We start from the raw sequence: 18,470 nt of genomic DNA on the forward strand, positions 1-18,470 counted from the left end.
ATGGCATCAAGCGAGGGAGCCAGCGGACGGCGAGTCCGCGGGCGAAGTGGACGGCGGGTTCACCGGCAAGGTCACGCGCACCGGCGGCGCCAGCTCATGAAAGCAGTCGTCGTCGCCGCGCCCGGTCAAGGTGGTCACCACCGCGAAGCGCGTGCGTTGGTCGAGCACGGTAAGGCCATGGTGCCAGACGTTGCGGCGGTAGGTGACGCCCTGGTCCGACCCGGCCACGAAGGCCCGCAGGGTGGCGAGATCGGGACTGCCGTCGGCAGCCGCGTGACAGACGATCACCAGATAGCGGCCGTCGCGGATCGGAATGAACGTCTGCGCGGCATACGGATGACGTTCGAGCCGGCTCACCTCCACGACCTCGCGGGCGACGCTCGGCGGATAGCTGACCCACAGCGCCGGCTCGCCCGCCTCGGGCGCTGTCTCGTAGGCAAACTTGAAATGGTTGCGCCGTTCGCCATTGGCGACGGCGACGACGTCCCCGAACGGCGCGAACGACTCGGCGCTCAGCGGGCTCGGGATCAGGGTCGGCGGCGATGCGTCGGAATCTTGCATAAACGGCCTGAGCGCTCCAGGAACACCGCATCCGGGGCAGTCCGGATTTCACGGCGAGCCCCGCCGGATGGGCGTCTCCGGCATCTCCGGCGAGCAGCCCCCAAGCGCGGCAGGGGAATTTAACCACTTCATTTTTTGAATGTCGTATGCTTATTTATCGCCGTCGCATAACAAGAGGTTAATGAAATGCAGATCAATCTGCGCCAGATCGAGGTGTTTCGCGCCATCATGGTTGCGGGCTCCATCAGCGGTGCAGCCAAGCTGTTATATGTCTCGCAGCCGGCCATCAGCAGGATGATTTCTCATACGGAGTCGCGTCTCGGGCTGAAGCTGTTCGAGCGCATCAAGGGCCGTCTCTATCCCACGCCGGAAGCGCGCCGGCTGTTCGTCGAGGTCAACGCGGTGCACCAGGGGCTGCAACGCGTCAACGACGTGGCCAACGAGCTGGTGGAGAAGAACACCGGCGCCCTGCAACTGGTGGTGAGTCCGAGCCTCGGGCAAACGCTGATTCCCACCGCCATCGCGCGCTTTCGCAGCCGTTTTCCCAAGGTGCGGGTCAACATCGTCACGCAGACCTCCACCCAGCTCGTGCAAATGCTGCTGACCCGCCAGGCCGAGGTGGGCGTCGCGATGTTCTCGCTCGACCACCCGAACATCGAGCAGAAGTCGATTTACGAAGACCATCTGGTAGCGGTGCTGCCGCAGGACCATCCGCTCGCGAGCCGCCCCTCGCTGCACGTGCGCGATCTCGAGAACGTCGACCTGATCGGCTATTCCGCCGACACGCCGTTCGGCGGCCTGATTCAGCAGCTGTTCGCCACCGCCGACGTGACGATGCGCCTTGCCGTGGAAGTGCGCCTGACCCACGCGGCCTGCGCGCTGGTGCAGGCGGGCGTGGGCGTCACCATCGCCGACGAAGTGGCGGTGCTCGGGCAGGTGTGGCCCGGCGTGGTGATCCGGCCGCTGCTGCCGGACATCGTGATGGACGTCAACGTGCTGCACGCGCGCTTCGAACCGCTCTCGGGTTTGGCGCACGAATTCCTGCAAACCTTGATGGAACTCGACGTGCAGGCGCTGCGCCGGGTCGCCTGAGCTGCGCAGCCGAATACCCGGCCGGCGCTCGCAGCACGGCCGCGCCGTTAACCGGATGTTATATGCAGCCCATAAAATAGAATACGACAGCAAATTTCCCCCCTCCTAGAATCCGGGCTATTCACCCGGTTTCTCCGCATCCCGCGCAACACGCCTCGCCACCCTGCCGTCCCGATGCGCAATCCGGCTGAATACCTTCTTTCACCTCGCTCTGCAGTCCGAAATTTTAATGCGGGCAATGAAGAAAGAACTCATCCAATCAACGAGGTGCGGGTTTCCGGCCATTCGGAGCCGCGGCACCGTCGACGACTCAAGGGAAAAGCCGTAATGACATTTGGCCAACGTTTCGCTCCACGTCCTCGCGATATCGTGATCCGCATCGCACTAGCCGGCCTGCTGGCCGGCTCGGGCGCCGTTCATGCACAGTCGAGCGCGACCTTGTATGGCGTCGTCGACACCTTCGTGACGAACATTCACCCGGATGGCAAACCGTCGGTCACGCGCATGGATTCGAGCGGCCTGTACGCGAGCCGCTGGGGAGTGCGCGGCACCGAGGATCTCGGCGGCGGCAACAAGACCACCTTCGATCTGGAGAGCGGCATCAACTCGAACGACGGCACCTTTGCCGATTCGAACCGCGCCTTCAACCGCCAGGCCTGGGTTGGACTGGCCAACGACAAATACGGCGAGATTCGCTTCGGCCGCCAGAACACGCCCGAATTCTTGATGAGCGGCAGTTTCGACGCGTTCTTCGCCGCCACCCAGGCATCGGGCTGGAACAATATGTCGACCGCCACGGTGCGTATCGACAACGCGATCGGCTATTTCTCGCCGACGGTCGCGGGCTTCAAGTTTTCGGGTTTGTACGCCAAGGGCGCGGTTTCCGGCGGCACGCCGCTCAACCAGGATTTCGGCAACCAGAACTTCCACATCGCGCTCGAATACACGCACGGCCCGCTCTATCTCGGCATCAACCACGAGGAAGTGCGCAACGAATCGCTGCCGTACACGTTCCGGCGCACCTCGGCGGGCGGCTACTACAAGCTCGGCGAGCACTGGCAGTTCTATTTGGCCGCGAACGACGACAAGACTTCCGACGACAGCGTTCACACCAACGTGATGTCCGGCTCGCTCGCCTATTCCTTCTCGGTGGCCTCGCGCCTCGCGCTCGGCTACGCTTACATGCTCGATCATGTTTCCGGCACCGGTCACGGCAATGCCTCGCAGATCGGCGTGATGTACAGCTACGTTCTTTCCAAGCGCACCATTATCTACACGACTTACTCGCGCCTGAGCCAGCGCGGCACTCGCAACAACCTGGCGCTGAACGGCGCGGCGGTGGTCGAACCGTCGGCGCACATCACCTCGGCACCGGGCGGCACGCTCAGCGGCGTGCAGTTGGGCATCGTGCACTTCTTCTAAGCCCCCCTCTTCCCCGCGGCAACAACGAAACCCGGCCGGCCCGCAAGCACCTTTCATGACTTCGTAGTCCTGATGAGCTCACGGCCGGCCGATGGTCCGCGCGCACCGATCTGGTGGCAGGGACCAAAATATGGGACCGAGAAGTCATCTGATGTGGACGCCATCGTCTACGACACACCTTTCAGTATTTTCTATCTACAGAAGAAGCGCGACGATGAATACGATCTCGACCCAGGCCGCCCCAACCACCATGCCCGCGGCCCACCCACGCTTGCGCGCAATGCTCGAAGCGCCGATTGCCCCGCTGCTCGCAAGGATGGGTTGGCCAAACATGCTGATGATGCTGGCCCAGTCGTCGACGGGCCTCGTCGAAACATGGTTTCTCGCTAAGCTCGGCACTCAGGTACTTGCGGGCATCGCGGTGGTTGTGCCGGTGTTGATGCTGATGCAGAACATGTCGCAAGGCGCGATGGGCGGCGGCATCTCGTCGTCGGTTGCGCGTAGCCTCGGCTCCGGCAACACAGCCCTGGTCAATCAGCTTGCGCGCCATGCCGTCGCGCTCAATGCATTGATAGGTATCGCGTTCTCAGTGATTCTGCTGGCGATCGCGCGGCCACTGTTCCAGATGCTCGGCGCACACGGTGCGGCACTTGACGCCGCCAACACTTACGGACACGTCGTGTTGGCCGGTCTGCCGCTGATGTGGGCGATGAACGCGCTCGCGAGTGTGATTCGCGGCACCGGCAACATGACCGTGCCGGGCGCGGTGATCTGCGGAGGAGCGGTGCTGCTGATTCCGCTGTCGCCATGCCTGATCTTTGGCATTGGGCCGCTGCCGCAGCTCGGCGTCGCGGGTGGCGCATGGGCGCTCATCGCCTATTACGCGGCAGGCACGGCAATACTTGGCTGGTATTGCGCGAGCGGGCGCAATCCAGCCCGCCTGTTGCGCGGCCGGCTGCACTGGGCGCCAATGCGCGGCATCCTCACGGTCGGTGGCTTGGCCTGCCTGAATCCGCTCATGACGAACACTCTGATCGCGCTGACCGGTGCTGCCGTTGGCGCTCATGCCGGCACCGCGGCTCTGGCCGGGTACGCCACCGCCGCTCGCCTGGAATATCTGCTGATGCCAATCGCATTCGGCCTGGGCGCACCGATGGTCGCGCTCGTCGGTGCAAACATCGGCGCAGGACAGCGCGAACGAGCGCTGAGCATCGCGCTGACCGGTGGCGTGATGGCGTTCGTCCTCACCGAACTGGTTGGCCTCGCGGCAGCGCTTTGGCCGCACGCCTGGCTTGAGTTGTTCGGCGCGAACGAGCAGCTACTGCGGACCGGCTCGACCTACCTGCGCATCGTCGGTCCGTTCTATGGCTTCTTCGGACTTGGCTTCTCGCTTTACTTCGCGGCGCAAGGCGCGGGCCGGCTCGCATGGCCACTCGGGGCGGGGGCGCTGCGGCTCGCGCTGTATGCGGGCCTCGGCGCGCTGGCGCTGCGAGTCACTGCATTGCTGCCGCTTTTTTTCGCAATCGGTGCAGGCGCAATGGTGGCGTACGGCGCAATCATCCTCTGGTCAGTTGCGTCAGGGCGCTGGTTCGTCGTGAGCCAACGCGCGACCGCTAAATCGTCATAGGGATCGCAAAATGAAAATACTGGTGGTGGGTGCCGGGGCTATCGGCGGATATTACGGCGCGAGGCTGCTCGACGCGGGGGCGGACGTCGCCTTCCTCGTGCGGCCAAAGCGGGCAGCCGTGTTGGGCGCGTTGGGGTTGAAGGTGTGCAGCGTGCTCGGCGACTTCGACGGGCCAGTGCACACGGTGCAATGCGATACGTTGAAGCCGGGATATGACCTGATTCTGCTGAGCTGCAAGGCGTTCGACCTTGAGGCCGCGATTGCCGATTTCGCACCTGCAGTCGGCCCGCATACGGTCGTGCTTCCGTTCCTGAACGGCCTCGGCGTGTACGACCGCCTCGATGCGTGCTTCGGTCGTGAACGGGTCGCAGGCGGCGTATCGTATATCGCCACAACGCTTGGGGCCGACGGCATCATCCGTCACGACGGTGTGAACGATATCGTGCAGGTCGGCGCTCGCGCGCCGCAGGCGCAAGAGACCGTGCAGCACTTTCATGGATTGATCTCGCGCTCGGGCGGCGTGCGTTCGATGCAGCCTGATATCGAGCAGGCGCTGTGGAACAAGTGGGTGATGCTCGCGGCCGGCTCGCTGATGACCTGTCTGATGCGCGGCACCATAGGCGATATCCTGGCCAGCCAGGATGGCATGCAGTTAATGAACCAGTCCATCGACGAGTGCGGGGCTGTCTCGACAGCCGAAGATCATCCGCCCGGCGCCGACGACCTCGCGCGGATCCGCGCGAGGCTGCTCGATCCGCAATCAACGTGGGCCGCGTCGATGATGCGAGACATCACGAGCAGCGCGCCACGCGTGGAAGCCGATGCGATTGTCGGTGACCTGCTCGCACGCGCGAAGCGGCACAAGATCGATTTGCCGCTCGCGCGCGTCGCATATTGCCACTTGCAGGTTTATCAACGGCAACGTCGTGCTGACGTTACTGCGGCAGAATGATCGGGCTGCCGGCCCAGTGGCCGCTTTCAAATGTGAAGGCGGCGGATTAACGTCCATGTGATGCGACGGACGAATGACGCCTCGCGGCCGGCTGCTGCCCTACGTACGTAGAGGACTTTAGCCGACGCCCCCTGTAAGCAACAGGGATGCAAGTGAGCGCGCGGCCCTGAGATACCTCCCATCACTGCCAGATCGATCGCGTTGGTGGGTGCCGGTTGCCGCCTGACCTGGCGGCCTGCCCATCTTCGATTTTCGGGCACACTATCGGGCATTTGAATCAGACATGCCATGCCCCATTCTTTTAAGCCTACCGCCGAACAGCACGCGGTCGTGGATGCGGTCCTCGGCGGCAGCGACCTGAAGGTCAAGGCATACGCCGGCGCCGGTAAGACTTCGACGCTACGGCTCGTTGCCAGCCACCTCACCGGTAAACGCGGCAGCTATCTCGCCTTCAACAGGGAAATCGCTGAGCACGCTCGCCGCGGCTTTCCGCCCAATGTCGGCGCGCGCACGGTGCATTCGCTCGCGTATGCGTCCGTAGCTCCCGCCCTGACTGCGCGCGTGAATCTCCCGGCCGAGCCGCCGCAGGAATTGGCTGCCCGCTATGGGCTTGGACCGATACAGGTGCCAACCATCACCGGCAAAACCGTCGAAATCACGCCGTTCGAAATTGGTAGGATGGTTGCCGACGGCCTGGGCAGGTTCTGCCGTTCGGGGCAGCTGGGGCCGGAGGCTTCCCATATCCCTGTCGACGAAAAAGTACATGAAAAGGCGGCCGACTGGCTGCGCGAATCGTTGCTTCCCTGCGTAGTGCGCCTGTGGAATGAAAGCACTGACCCACGCGGGCGCAGCGCCATTGCGCCGGACGTCTATTTAAAAGTCTGGGCGCAGACGGAACCGCGTATCGATGCGGACTTTATCCTGTTCGACGAGGCGCAGGACAGCGATGGCGTCATGCTCTCGGTGCTTGGTCACCAGCGCCACGCGCAGATCATCTACGTCGGCGATCCCTACCAGCAAATCTATGAGTGGCGCGGCGCGGTCAATGCTATGGCTCAGATCGACGCGCCCGAGTGTGCGCTAACCGAATCCTTCCGCTTCGGACCTACGGTCGCGGCGCTCGCTAGTCGCATTCTCGCTTTGCTTGGCGAACGCACGCCCATTCGCGGCCAGGACACCATCGGTTCGATCATGGTGGAGGACCCGAATATCTCGCCGCCAGTCGATGCCATTTTGTGTCGCAAGAATGTGACGGCGATCTGGCAGTTGGCCGCAGGCGTCGAAGCGGGTTATAAACCGGCGATCCGGATGAGCCCCACGGAGATCGTGGCGTTTGCAGATGGTGCCGACCGGTTGCTGGCCGGCAAGCGAGCATTCCGGCCAGCGGCATTTTCGTTGTTCGAAACGTGGAAGGATGCTCAATCGTTTGCTCAGAGCGCGGTCGGGCGCGACTTACTACCGATCGTGCGCATCGTCGACGAGTGTGGCACCGCCTATCTGCGAGCGCTGGCGCGGCGAGTTACGCCCGAAGCATGCGCCGACTTTGTGATCTCGACCGTGCACCGCGCGAAGGGGCTCGAATGGAAACGGGTGAAGGTAGCCAATGATTTTCGCTTCAAGACTGCCGACGGGCGCCTGACGCTGGACGAGGATGAGATGCGCTTGCTTTACGTGGCGGTCACGCGCGCACAGCATGTGCTGGACATCTCCGAGCTACGCGAAGAGCTTTTACGATTGTTCGGTTCGCGTCGCTGACTGCGCAGGTCTGCTCCGCGCCGGTGTTCGGCACCGAGACCGGTAAGGTAGTTCTCGCCGGCTTTCGAAGACTCTTGCGCCCTTCTTACGGATATTCACGGCCAGTTCGCTCGGTGTGATGCCGAACTGTGCTTCGAGTTGCTCGCGAAGTCATCGGCCATTGCTGTCGCCGGTGGATCTAAACCTCTGTGGCCGTTACAGCCATCGGCAGCTTTGTGCAAGGACTCAGATGTGTTGCGTCGATGCCCGCAATTGCTCGAAACTCACGATTTTGCCAGCCACGGCGCTTGCTGCGACGGTGGAAGGGCTTGCGAGCCATACTTGGCCGGGGCCCGAGCGCCCTGGAAAGTTGCGATTAATGGCACTGACCGTCACCTGATCGGGTCGATCCGACACGCCAGGTCCTGCGTTGACACATGCACCGCAGCCCGGTTCGATGAGTTCGACGCCTGCACGTTCGAAGACGCTCAACATGCCTTCGCGCACACAGTAGTCACGCACGTCCTGACTGCCGAACTGCAGGAAAAAGCGGGTCGTCTCGGCGACTTTCATGCCGTGCCGCAGCGCCCATTCCATCACCTCATAGCAACGCCGCAGATCTTCGCGCTTGCCGCCGGTGCAGGACCCGCCATATGCGATATCCACCCGTATGGACCCGCGAAGTTCGGACACGCGCACGCCTTGACCCGGGTCGCCCGGACGCGCAAGCATCGGTTCGAGTTGCGAGCAGTCTACTTCGATGGTGTACGCCATTTCGGCGTCGTCATCGCTGCACATCCACGGCTCGATCTTCAGCTCGATACCCCGACGCTCGCGCAGAAAGTGTTGCGTCTCTTCGTCGGGAATCACGATACCGCTAAAGCCACCGATTTCCGCGACCATGTTCGTGAGCGTCGCCCGTTCGTCGGTCGACAACGACGCCAAGGCTTCACCGCCGTATTCAAATACCTGTCCAATTGCCCTGCCTTCGCGCACGTAGGGCAGACGCAGCAGATGCAACACGATGTCCTTCGCCTCCACGCCTGCTGGCAGACGCCCTCTGAGACGCACCCGGCAGGTCGGCGGCACTTTCACCCGAACATCGCCCGTGAGCCACGCATTGGCCATCTCTGTCGCGCCGATGCCGAAAGCCAGAGCGCCCAACGCGCCGCAATGCGGCGTATGGGAATCCGTGCCAACGACGAGTTGCCCTGGCTTTACATAGCGCTCGGCCATGATCGAGTGGCTGATCCCTTCGGAGCCTTCCCTGTCGACCAACAATCCGTGATGGCGTAACCCGTGCTCCTCACAGAACTGTTGCTGGACCTTGCCCATGGCTTGCGCCATATCGAGCAGCCCGAGCGCCCGACGCTCGGCCGGCATGCTGCGGTGGATAAATGTCAGATGGTCTGAAAAGCAGACTATGCTTTCGGGGTCGTGCAGTTCGATCTTGTCGACGTACTCGCGACGCAGGAAGCTGATGGACATCGGAGAGACGTATTCGTGCGCGTAGCGCCAGTCAGTTTTGGCGAAAACGCTTTGCCCAGGTATCACGCACGCGCAGCCACTCGCTCTCGCGACGATTTTTTCAGCGTACGTCATGGGACGCTGTTGCGCAGCCGGTACCGAAGACTGCCAGCCAGCACGCCTCGCTTCGGTGAGCCGGAAAAGTCCTCCCCTGCGGATCAACTCGGCGGTCAGCTCGTCTTCTTCGCGCGTGAATTCGTCCAGCGCAATGTCCTCGCCTCGCCGGATGCGCTCGATCAGGCCAAAATCAGTCGACGTGAAAATACCCAGATTGCGGCAATTCTGCCGGTAGATTCGCTCGAAGCTCTCGGCGATCACCAAACGGATGCCCGCACACCACTCAGCGAACGGGCTTGCCTCCCGCGACGATCCCTTACCGTAGCGGCGTCCCGCCACCGTCACCGCGAACCCCGCCGCCTTCACGCTGCCTTGCTTCACCGGGCGAGTCCCTGCGCAGTCGAGGCCAAGATACGGGTACTCGCCGAGCTTCTCGTCGAAGTAGTAGCAAATATAGGCGGGCGTGATTTCGTCCGTGGAGATGTCCGAGCGTAGCGGCATCGCCGCTTCGAGCGTAACGTCCTCCCCCGACAGTTGCCGCTCGATCACACTCGCGTTCTGCGCGAGGAACAAAATTCGGCCGTTAAAGCGCACCGTCTCTGTTGGCTGCGAAGGTGAGTGGCACACAGTTGTCTCCGCTATGAAAATTCTCGCTAGTGGGCGGTCGGGATAGCGAAAAGGGAGGCGTCACCGGATTCACCGGCTGAGTTCCTCGAGTCGCACACCGTTGGTCTTGGGACCGAACACGCCGATCGCGACAGCCACCACCAGCATGAAGGCCGTGATGCCGGTAAAGACTCCCGCTACCCCAAAGTCCTTCAGAAGCGCCGCGATGATGAAGCCCGACATCATGGCGCCGATGCGGCTAGCCGAATACACGATACCGCTTGCACGGCAGCGCACCGCGGTGGGGAAAAGCTCGGACTGGTACGCGTGGAACGATACGGAGATTGTCTGCCCAGCAAGGCTGATCAGTACACCCAGAATAATGAGCGGTACCACTGCCTTTACTTGTCCGAACGCCAGCCCGCAAACGACCACTGCAAGTGCTCCGCCGACGATGAGATATTTGCGCTGGATCTTGTCGGCGTAGAGCATCGCGAGCATCGGCCCCGCAGGCATGGCAAAGGCGATGATGAACGAGTACAAAAGGCTCTTCGTGACCGTGATGCCCTGACCGATCAAAAGCGTTGGCACCCAGTTCGCGAACCCGTAGTAACCGATCGCCTGGCAGAAGTTGAAGACAATCAGCATGACAACGCGGGAGCGATATGGCGCGCGCCCGAGTTCGGCGAGCGATACGCGGCGATGCACGGGCTCCTCGGCCGCCTGCGCGGGGGGCGGCAACGGCACGCCAGACTGTCGCTCGACGATCGACTCCATCTTGCGCACGATCCTATCGCTCGTTTCTAAGTCGCCACGGATAGCCAGCCATCTGGGGCTTTCCGGCACCGCGCGCCGGATGAACCAGACCACCACGGCGCCTGCTGACCCGGCGAGTACCACGACGCGCCAGCCGTCGAGCCCGAAGACCGTCTGGGGCACGAGCTGCCACGAGAGGATCGCCGCAACCGGGGCCGCCGCGAACATCACAACCTGATTGAATGCGATTGCACGACCGCGCATCTGCTGCGGCACCAGCTCGGTCACGTATGTGTCGATCGTGACGATCTCCAGGCCTACCCCGATGCCTGTGATGAAGCGCCACAGAAGCACGCCTTCCGGCGTTCTTTGGAACGCCATGATCGTCGAGCCGACCGAGTACCACAGCAGTGAGAACGTGAATACGGCGCGGCGTCCATAGCGGTCCGGCATCCAGCCGAATCCGAACGTGCCGACGAACAATCCGGCGAATGTCGCCGCGATAAAGGCGGCGATTCCGGTGAAGCCGAAGAACGCCTGCGTCGTGGTCTGAAGCAAGCCGCTCTTCGCCATGCCCGGCGCGATATAGCCGGTAAAGATGAGATCGTAGATTTCAAAAAAACCGCCGAGGGAGAGGAGGAATACGAGCATCCAGAGATGCCGCGTGATCGGCAGGCGATCCATGCGCGCGGAAATTTCCGCGCCGAGGTCGACGCCGACGCGAACGTTGGGCGTGACACGCGGAGAGCCTCCCGCGGTGACGGTCTGCTGCATGTCTGTCTCCTGATCTCTGCACCGGCGGACATTTTTTTGGGCGTGCCGGCCGTTATGAGGGCGATGGGTCGCACGCCCGCCAGCGTAGGGCTAACTTTAGAAACTTCGGCAAAAGGTTAAAGCGGTATTTTGGAATCGCTAAGGTTCCAAATCGGAATGTCTGCGTCTTCGGAGACGGCACAAGCACGACATCGACGTGAAAGCGCTACGATTGCTCGTCGCCGTGTGCGATCAACGCAACATCGCGCGAGCGGCGTAGAGCAGCTATTGATACAACTGCGACTCCGCCATCAGTGCCGGCGTACCAATGACCTCATTAATCCCATCGAAATCGAGCATTCGATCGCGCCATGGCGCGGTTGTCCCATGCGCATGCAAGCTGCCGTAATACCCTTGCAGCGTATGCGTCACTGCGCGAGCCGTGCCTCCAGGAAAAATCACGATGCGAAAGCCGAGTTGCGTGAGCGTCTGTGCATTCTGTATCGGCGTTTTGCCGCCCTCAACCATATTCGCAAGCAGCGGCACGCGGCCCGCGAAGCGCTCACACACGGCTTCCATCTGTTCGAGCGAGCGCAGCGCTTCAATGAACAACGCGTCCGCGCCCGCTTCCAGATAGCGCTCGGCGCGCTCAAGCGCAGCGTCCAGTCCTTCTACAGCAGCCGCGTCGGTGCGCGCGAGGATCAGCGTATGGGCACTCACCCTCGCGTCGACGGCTGCCCGCAGTTTGCCGCACATCTCGCCAACGGGAATCACGGACTTGCCGTCGAGATGCCCGCAGCGCTTCGGGAATGTCTGATCTTCGAGCTGGATCATCGCAGCACCCGCGCGTTCGAAGCCGCGCACCGTACGCTTGACGTTCAGCGCATTACCGAAGCCGGTATCGGCATCGACGATCACAGGCAAGGCTACACGTTCGGTGACGCGTGCTAGCGTATCTTCGACTTCAGGAAACGTCGTCAAGCCGACATCGGATCGCCCCAGCCGTGTATACGCGATCGACGCCCCGGACAGGTAGAGCCCCTCGAAGCCAGCCCGTTCCGCGATCAGCGCGCTCAGCGCATCGAATACGCCGGGTGCGAGCACAGCGCCTTGTGCGAGAAGTGACTTCAGTTGTTTGGGTTCGGTTGCCATGGTCTTCACTCCTGCGATTAAAAAGGCCGATCCAGCGATTGAATTGCGAGGCGGTCTGCGAACGCCTCGCAGGTCATCAATTCGCAGATTGTGCGCAGATCGGCGAGCGCCGTGTCGTGCGCGGCTTGTGTCGATGCCGCGCAGCCATCGTCCAGCACCAGCACGCGATAGTCACGCATGTGCGCGTCGCGCGCCGTACTCGCCACACCGCCGTTGGTGACGATGCCGCAGATCGCCACGGTCTCGATACCGGCGCGGCGCAACACCCAGTCGAGCTGCGTGTTGAAAAAGGCCGAATAGGCGACCTTCCGCACCGACACATCGATGAGACTTTCGAGCGCGGAAACTGTCGCATGGCCGCGCGAGCCAGCAACAAAATCCCCGCGGCGCAAAAACGGACGCAGTTGCTTCAGATGCGGCGAGATCATCGGTTCACCCTGCGCATCCGGCCACAACGTGAACTGGCTGGCCGCAACAAAGCCGCCTCGTTGCTTCAACGTGCGCGCCACCGGCGCAATGCGCACCGGTAACGCGCGCGCCGCCTCCGAGGCAGCGCCGCCGCGGTCGTATGCACCGCCTTCGCTTACAAAATCGTTCTGCAGATCGACGATGACCAGCGCGGTATGACGCGAGTTCAGCATCGTGTCGGAAGTCGTCATATGCGGATCCTTAGTCTGCTTGGCGCGTGATCAACAGATTACCGAGCGTATCGACACGACCGCTGAATCCGGGTTCGAGCCAGATCGTCGTATCCGCCTGCTCGAGAATCGCAGGACCATCGACCGTTGCGTCCACCGGCAGGTCGAGGCGTGCGAAACGCGCCGCGTCCCACCATCTGCCCGCGTGAAAAACCGCTTGCGTACCCAGTGATTGCGGCATCGCCGTAGCCTTCGGCGCCAGCACTGCCAGATCGAACTTGGGCCGCACACCGATGCGCGCATAGCGCAGGTTCATGATGCGCACTGCGATACCGTCAAGCGCGCGCCCGAATGTTGCCCGGTATGCTGCTTCGAAGGCGGCGCCGATCTCGGCGCGCTCGAGCGCGTCGCGCTGCACTTCCACACGCACCGTATGACTCTGCCCGACATAGAGCATGTCGAGCTCGACGGTCTCGCGGACCGCTTCGAAGGCGACACCGGCGGAGTCGAGCCGCTGCGTGCATGCTTCGGCCATGCTCGCGACGCGGGCGCGCAAATCTTCGACATCGAGATCGGCGAGCGCACGATTGAGCGTCTGCACGGCGTCGTGCCGCATGTCGGCGATCACGCAGCCGATTGCCGACGTCACGCCGGGAAAACGCGGCACGATGCCTGTGGTGGTTCCGACTTCGCGCATCATCGCGCAGACGTGCAGCGCGCCGCCGCCGCCGAACGGCATATAAGCGAACTCACGCGGGTCATGGCCGCGTTCGATCGACACCAGACGTATCGCGCCTGCCATCTTTGCATTGGCCACCGTCAGGATCGCCTCGGCCGCCGCGTAGGCATCGAGGCCGAGCGGTGCGGCCACGTGCACGTCGATCGCTTCACGCGCCTTGCCAACGTCCATCCGGGCCAGCAGGCCACCGCCCAACGGACGATCCGCCGCAATGCGACCGAGCAGCACATTGGCGTCGGTGACGGTCGGGCGCGTATTGCCGCGTCCGTAGCAGGCCGGTCCCGGCACGCTGCCGGCCGATTCGGGACCCACCTGCAGCAAGCCGCCCGCATCGACGGAGGCAATCGAGCCGCCGCCCGCGCCGATCGTCTCGATCTGGATCATCGGCGCGCGCACCACCATGCCGAAGTCGATCGAAGTCTGCGCGGACAACGAGGCTTCGCCATTCGCCACCAGCGACACATCGAACGACGTACCGCCCATGTCGCCGGTGACGAGGTTCGGATAGCCCGCCGCGCGCCCGATCGCAGCGCAGGCGATCACGCCCGCAGCCGGACCTGACAGCGCCGTGCGCACCGGCATGTCGCACGCAGTCTGGCGCGACATGATGCCGCCGTTGCTCTGCACCACCAGCAGCTCGCCACGAAAGCCGTGCGCCTTCAGATCGCTTTCCAAACGCGTCAGATAGCTGCCCACCACCGGCTGCAACGAAGCGTTCAACGTGGCCGTCGAGCATCGTTCGAATTCGCGGATCTCGGGTAACACCTCCGTCGCCGCCGTCACGTTCGAGTTCGGCCAGATCGCGCGCACCGCCTCGACGGCTCGCGCTTCGTTGAGCGGATTCGCGTAGGCGTTGATGAAGAATACGCACACTGCCTCGCAGCCTCGTTCGAGCAGATCGCCCGCCGCGGCCTTCACCTGGGTGAGGTCCACCGGCGTATGCAAGGTGCCATCGGCCAGCACGCGCTCGCTGACTTCGAGGCGAAGATTGCGCGGCACCACCGGCTCAAAACCGCCGCGCAGGCCCCAGGTACGCGGCCGGTCGCGGCGACGCATTTCGAGCACATCGCGGAAGCCTTCGGTGGTGATGATGCCGGTGCGCGCCACTTTGCGTTCGAGCAGGGCATTCGTACCGACGGTGGTGCCGTGCACGATCGTCGCGATCGCACCGGCCCCGCTGTCGCCTGCGCCATCCTTGCCTGCATTGCCGATACGTTCGATACCGTCCATGAAACCCCGCGCTTCTTCACCGCGCGTGGACGGGACTTTCACGACGCGCGCAGTGCCCGCAATTTCGTCGAGGACGAACAGATCGGTGAACGTGCCCCCCACGTCGACACCGACGACGATTGAACAGTGTGCAGCCGCCTTCATACCTGTTGCTCCTTCCGACCTGTCGTGACATAACCCATCGCACAATCGCGCTCCCGGGCGTCGTCGTCTCGCTCGGACGGCGCGCCGTAACCGCCGCCGCCGGGCGTTTCGAGCCGTACCCGTTCGCCGCGCTTCAAGCGGATGCCGAGCATCTTCGACGCCATCGGCGGCGCATGCCATTCACCGTCGCGCTGATAGCGAAAGATGTTGCGCACGGACGCCTCGCCGCCCGCGATCCCTTGCGGAGCCGACCGCCCGCGCTCGCCGAAGATGAATGCTTCGGCCTGGTCTTCGAGCAATTCGATTTCGTAGATCGCGCCGAGGCCGCCGCGATACTTGCCGTCGCCGCCGGAGTCGGGACGCAAAGCCCATTGCGTGAAACGCACCGGATAGGCCGCTTCGAGAATCTCCAACGGTGGAATGGTCGCCGTGGAAATCGGCGCGTTGCCGTGACTCAGGCCATCGCCTTGCGAATGGCCGCCGTGCCCGCCGCCGAAGAAACTGAACATCACCCAACGTTGGCCCTTGCGCGCATCCTCGCTGCGATGACCGGCAATCGACAGCGCGTTGATGGTGCCGTATGCCTGAGCCATGGCCCGCTCCGGCGCAGCCTGCGCCATCGCGCAAAAAATCACGTCGATCATCCGCAAGATCGTTTCTGTGTAGCCGCCGACCGGACGCGGCCGGTCGGCCGAGATCAACAGTCCGTCCGGCAGGACGAACGACACCGCGTCGAGGACGCCGGCATTGGCCGGCACATCGGGGAAAAGGTGTTTGAGCGCGACGTAGCACGCCGCAATCGCCGTGGCGCGCGAAATGTTGACGGGCCCCGCGCAGGCGGGCGATGTGCCGGTGAAGTCGAGCGTCAACGTGTCGCCCGCGACGCGCATGCGCAACGCGATCTTCAGCGGCTCGTCGCGCACGCCGTCGTTGTCGAGCATGTCGTCGAACGCGTAGTCGCCGTCCGGCAACGCCGCCACGTGCGAGCGCATCAGCTTGACGGCGCGTTCGCGCAACAGCGCGAGCGATTCGAGCACGGTGGCGTCGCCATAGTCGTCGAGCAGAGCGTCCAGACGGCGCGTGCCCAGTTCGAGCGCCGCAAGTTGGCCGTTGAGGTCGCCCCACAGGCTATCGGGCAAGCGCGTGTTGGCCTGAAGGATGGCGAGCACGTCGGCATCGAGTTCGCCGCGCCTCACGATACGCACCGGCGGAATCTGCACGGCTTCCTGCCAGCACTCGGTGGCGGCGGGGTTGTAATTGCCGGGCACCGCGCCGCCGACATCATGCCAATGCGCCGCCGACGCAAGAAAGCAGAATAGCTTGCCGTCGCGAAACACCGGCCGCACCAGCTTGAAGTCGTTGGCGTGCGTGCCGCCTTCATACGGGTCGTTGAAGAGCCAGACGTCGCCGTCGGCCATGCCGCCGCGCTCGCCGGCAACGCGTATTGCAGCCCGCACCGCGAACGCCATCGCGCCGACGAACACGGGCAGGCCGGACTTGCCCTGCACCAGCGTCGCGCCAGAAGCGGCATCGTAGATGCCGTGGCAGGCGTCGTGCGCTTCCGCAATGATCGGATTGAAAGCGCTGCGATACAGGGTCGCGTCCATTTCGTCGGCGATCTGTTCCAGCCGGCCCTTGAGGACCGCCAGCGTGACCGGGTCTAGCATGAGATGACTCCCTTGGGTGTCGGGTAACGCTGCTTGAGCAGATTGAGCAGGCCGCCCGCGTCGACCATGTCGAGCAGGAACGCGGGAACCGGCTCGCACGATAGTTCGACGCCGTCGGCCCGCCGGACGCAGCCGCCGCGCGGGTCGATCGCGATGTGCTCGCCTTCGTCGATCGATTCGGCGTCGGCGCACGTCAGCAGCAACAGGCCGACGTTGAAGGCGTTGCGGAAATACAGGCCGTTGAACGCCGGCGCAATCACGGCCCGCACGCCGAGGCGCACCAGCGCGGCAGCCGCCTGTTCGCGCGACGAGCCGATGCCGAAGTTCGGCCCGGCCACGAGCACATCGCCCGGCTGCACGCCGGCTGCGAAATCGGGTCGCGGAATCTCCAGACAGTGCCGCGCGATTTCTTCGATGCTGAATTTCATGTAGGCGCCGGGCGCAAGCGCATCCGTATCGATATCCGCGCCGACGCGCCAGGCGCGATGCGAATCGCCGAGCCGTTCCTGCGCGGACGGCATAGGGTTCAGCGGTCTATCGCTCATGCCAGTACCTCGCGAGGATCGGTAATGCGCCCGCGCAACGCAGACGCCGCGACGGTGTATGGCGAGCCCAGATAGACCTGCGCCGACGCCGCCCCCATCCGTCCTTTGAAGTTGCGCGCGGTGCTCGAAATCACCGTGCTGCCTTCCGGGATCGAGCCGCCATAACCGGCACACGCGCCGCACGTGGTGGCCAGCACTTGGGCGCCCGCCTCTTCCAGCACGGCCATCACGCCTTCGCGCGCGGCCTGCTCCTGATCGCGCATGCTCGCAGGCGCAACCACGAGTTGCACGCCGCCGGCGACGCGGCGGCCGCGTAGCACGCTTGCCGCCGCCCGCAAGTCCTCGAGTTTTGCGCCGGTGCAGGCGCCGATGTAGGCGACATCGACAGGCACGTCACTGTACACGGCTACGTCGCGCGTATTCGCGGGGCTATGCGGCGCGGCCACTTGAGGCACGAGCAGCGCAGCGTCGAAGTCGTGCGTTTCGGCAGGCGAGTCCGGATCGCTTTGCCAGCGCGCAATGTCGATTTCGTCTTGCACGCCGACGGCGCGCAGATAGTCGACCGTGACCCCGTCCGGCGCAATCAAGCCGACCTGCGAGCCCAGTTCCGCGCTCATATTCGACAGCGTCATGCGCTCCTGCATCGAAAGCGCCGCCACTGCTTCGCCGCAAAATTCGACGGCCTGGTAGAGGCCGCCATTCATGCCGAAGCGGCCGATCATATGCAGCATCATGTCCTTCGCCGTCACGCCTTGCGCGAGACGCTTGCGCCAGTTCATCCGCAAGGTTTGCGGCACCTTCACCCAGATTTGCCCGGACACCGCAACGCCGAGCATCTCAGTGCTGCCGATGCCGAACATGTACGCGCCGAACGCGCCGCCCGTCGGCGAATGCGAGTCGCCGCCGACGCAGAACATCCCCGGTCGCAGGTGACCCCGTTCCGGCAACACGACGTGGCAGATACCGGCACTGTCGTAGACATTCGGCAACTGCTGCGCGCTCGCCCATTCGCGCGCGATGCGCACGATGCGGCGTGATTCGTCGTCGGCCTCCGGTACATAGTGATCGATCACGAGCACGACCTTCGACTTGTCCCACAACGATGCGCCAAGCTGTTCGAGCATCGGCTGCAGGCGGCGCGGACCGCTTGAGTCATGGAACATCGCGAGATCGACATTGCAGGTGAGGATTTCCCCTACTTCGACTTCCGGCCGCCCACAGGCCGCCGCAATCAGTTTTTGTGCAAGCGTTTGTGCTACTGGCATCGA

14 protein-coding genes are annotated in these 18,470 nt (G+C 63.5%); 5 read left to right on the plus strand and 9 right to left on the minus strand.

The annotated features are described in order from the left end of the window. Positions 1–6 precede the first annotated feature (6 nt). Positions 7–561, minus strand: coding sequence for an ureidoglycolate lyase (locus J3489_RS25370; protein ID WP_207002758.1), 555 nt, complete (start codon positions 559–561; stop codon positions 7–9). A 186-nt stretch (positions 562–747) separates the two neighbouring features. Between J3489_RS25370 and J3489_RS25375 the strand changes: the two genes are divergently transcribed. The 5 genes from J3489_RS25375 (at position 748) to J3489_RS25395 (ending at position 7,409) form a co-directional block, all read left to right on the plus strand. Then, on the plus strand, positions 748–1,653 hold the full coding sequence (locus tag J3489_RS25375) for a LysR family transcriptional regulator (RefSeq protein ID WP_207002759.1): 906 nt from the start codon (positions 748–750) through the stop codon (positions 1,651–1,653). A 327-nt stretch (positions 1,654–1,980) separates the two neighbouring features. Next, positions 1,981–3,075, plus strand: coding sequence for a porin (locus J3489_RS25380; protein WP_207002761.1), 1,095 nt, complete (start codon positions 1,981–1,983; stop codon positions 3,073–3,075). Positions 3,076–3,289: 214 nt separating this feature from the next. Next, positions 3,290–4,702, plus strand: a complete 1,413-nt coding sequence (locus tag J3489_RS25385) for an MATE family efflux transporter (RefSeq protein WP_374193488.1) — start codon at positions 3,290–3,292, stop codon at positions 4,700–4,702. Between the two features lie 10 nt (positions 4,703–4,712). After that, positions 4,713–5,654 carry a 2-dehydropantoate 2-reductase gene (locus J3489_RS25390; protein ID WP_207002763.1) on the plus strand — a complete coding sequence of 314 codons (942 nt, stop codon included), beginning with the start codon at positions 4,713–4,715 and terminating at the stop codon, positions 5,652–5,654. A 288-nt stretch (positions 5,655–5,942) separates the two neighbouring features. Next, the gene (locus J3489_RS25395; RefSeq protein ID WP_207002765.1) at positions 5,943–7,409 is read left to right on the plus strand and encodes a 3'-5' exonuclease; all 1,467 of its coding nucleotides are present in this window, start codon (positions 5,943–5,945) and stop codon (positions 7,407–7,409) included. Between the two features lie 225 nt (positions 7,410–7,634). Here the strand turns inward: J3489_RS25395 and J3489_RS25400 are convergent, their stop codons facing one another. From J3489_RS25400 to J3489_RS25435, 8 genes are all read right to left on the minus strand, one after another. Then, positions 7,635–9,311, minus strand: a complete 1,677-nt coding sequence (locus tag J3489_RS25400) for an aconitase family protein (RefSeq protein WP_309491424.1) — start codon at positions 9,309–9,311, stop codon at positions 7,635–7,637. Between the two features lie 357 nt (positions 9,312–9,668). Continuing rightward, a complete protein-coding gene (locus tag J3489_RS25405) occupies positions 9,669–11,108 on the minus strand; it encodes an MFS transporter (RefSeq protein ID WP_207002769.1) in 1,440 nt (479 codons plus the stop codon). Positions 11,109–11,372: 264 nt separating this feature from the next. Then, a complete protein-coding gene (locus J3489_RS25410) occupies positions 11,373–12,239 on the minus strand; it encodes an isocitrate lyase/PEP mutase family protein (RefSeq protein ID WP_207002771.1) in 867 nt (288 codons plus the stop codon). A 17-nt stretch (positions 12,240–12,256) separates the two neighbouring features. Continuing rightward, positions 12,257–12,898, minus strand: coding sequence for a cysteine hydrolase family protein (locus J3489_RS25415; protein WP_207002773.1), 642 nt, complete (start codon positions 12,896–12,898; stop codon positions 12,257–12,259). Positions 12,899–12,908: 10 nt separating this feature from the next. Next, positions 12,909–14,990, minus strand: a complete 2,082-nt coding sequence (locus tag J3489_RS25420) for a hydantoinase/oxoprolinase family protein (RefSeq protein WP_207002775.1) — start codon at positions 14,988–14,990, stop codon at positions 12,909–12,911. Beyond that, a complete protein-coding gene (locus J3489_RS25425) occupies positions 14,987–16,657 on the minus strand; it encodes a hydantoinase B/oxoprolinase family protein (protein ID WP_207002777.1) in 1,671 nt (556 codons plus the stop codon). Before J3489_RS25425 ends, J3489_RS25420 begins: the two co-directional genes overlap by 4 nt. After that, a complete protein-coding gene (locus J3489_RS25430; RefSeq protein WP_242540287.1) occupies positions 16,651–17,202 on the minus strand; it encodes a LeuD/DmdB family oxidoreductase small subunit in 552 nt (183 codons plus the stop codon). Before J3489_RS25430 ends, J3489_RS25425 begins: the two co-directional genes overlap by 7 nt. Beyond that, a complete protein-coding gene (locus tag J3489_RS25435; protein ID WP_207002779.1) occupies positions 17,199–18,467 on the minus strand; it encodes a 3-isopropylmalate dehydratase large subunit in 1,269 nt (422 codons plus the stop codon). The genes J3489_RS25430 and J3489_RS25435 overlap by 4 nt, the downstream gene beginning before the upstream one ends. Positions 18,468–18,470 lie beyond the last annotated feature (3 nt).

This window comes from Trinickia mobilis (genome assembly GCF_017315705.1).
GTDB classification, from domain to species: Bacteria; Pseudomonadota; Gammaproteobacteria; order Burkholderiales; family Burkholderiaceae; genus Trinickia_A; species Trinickia_A mobilis.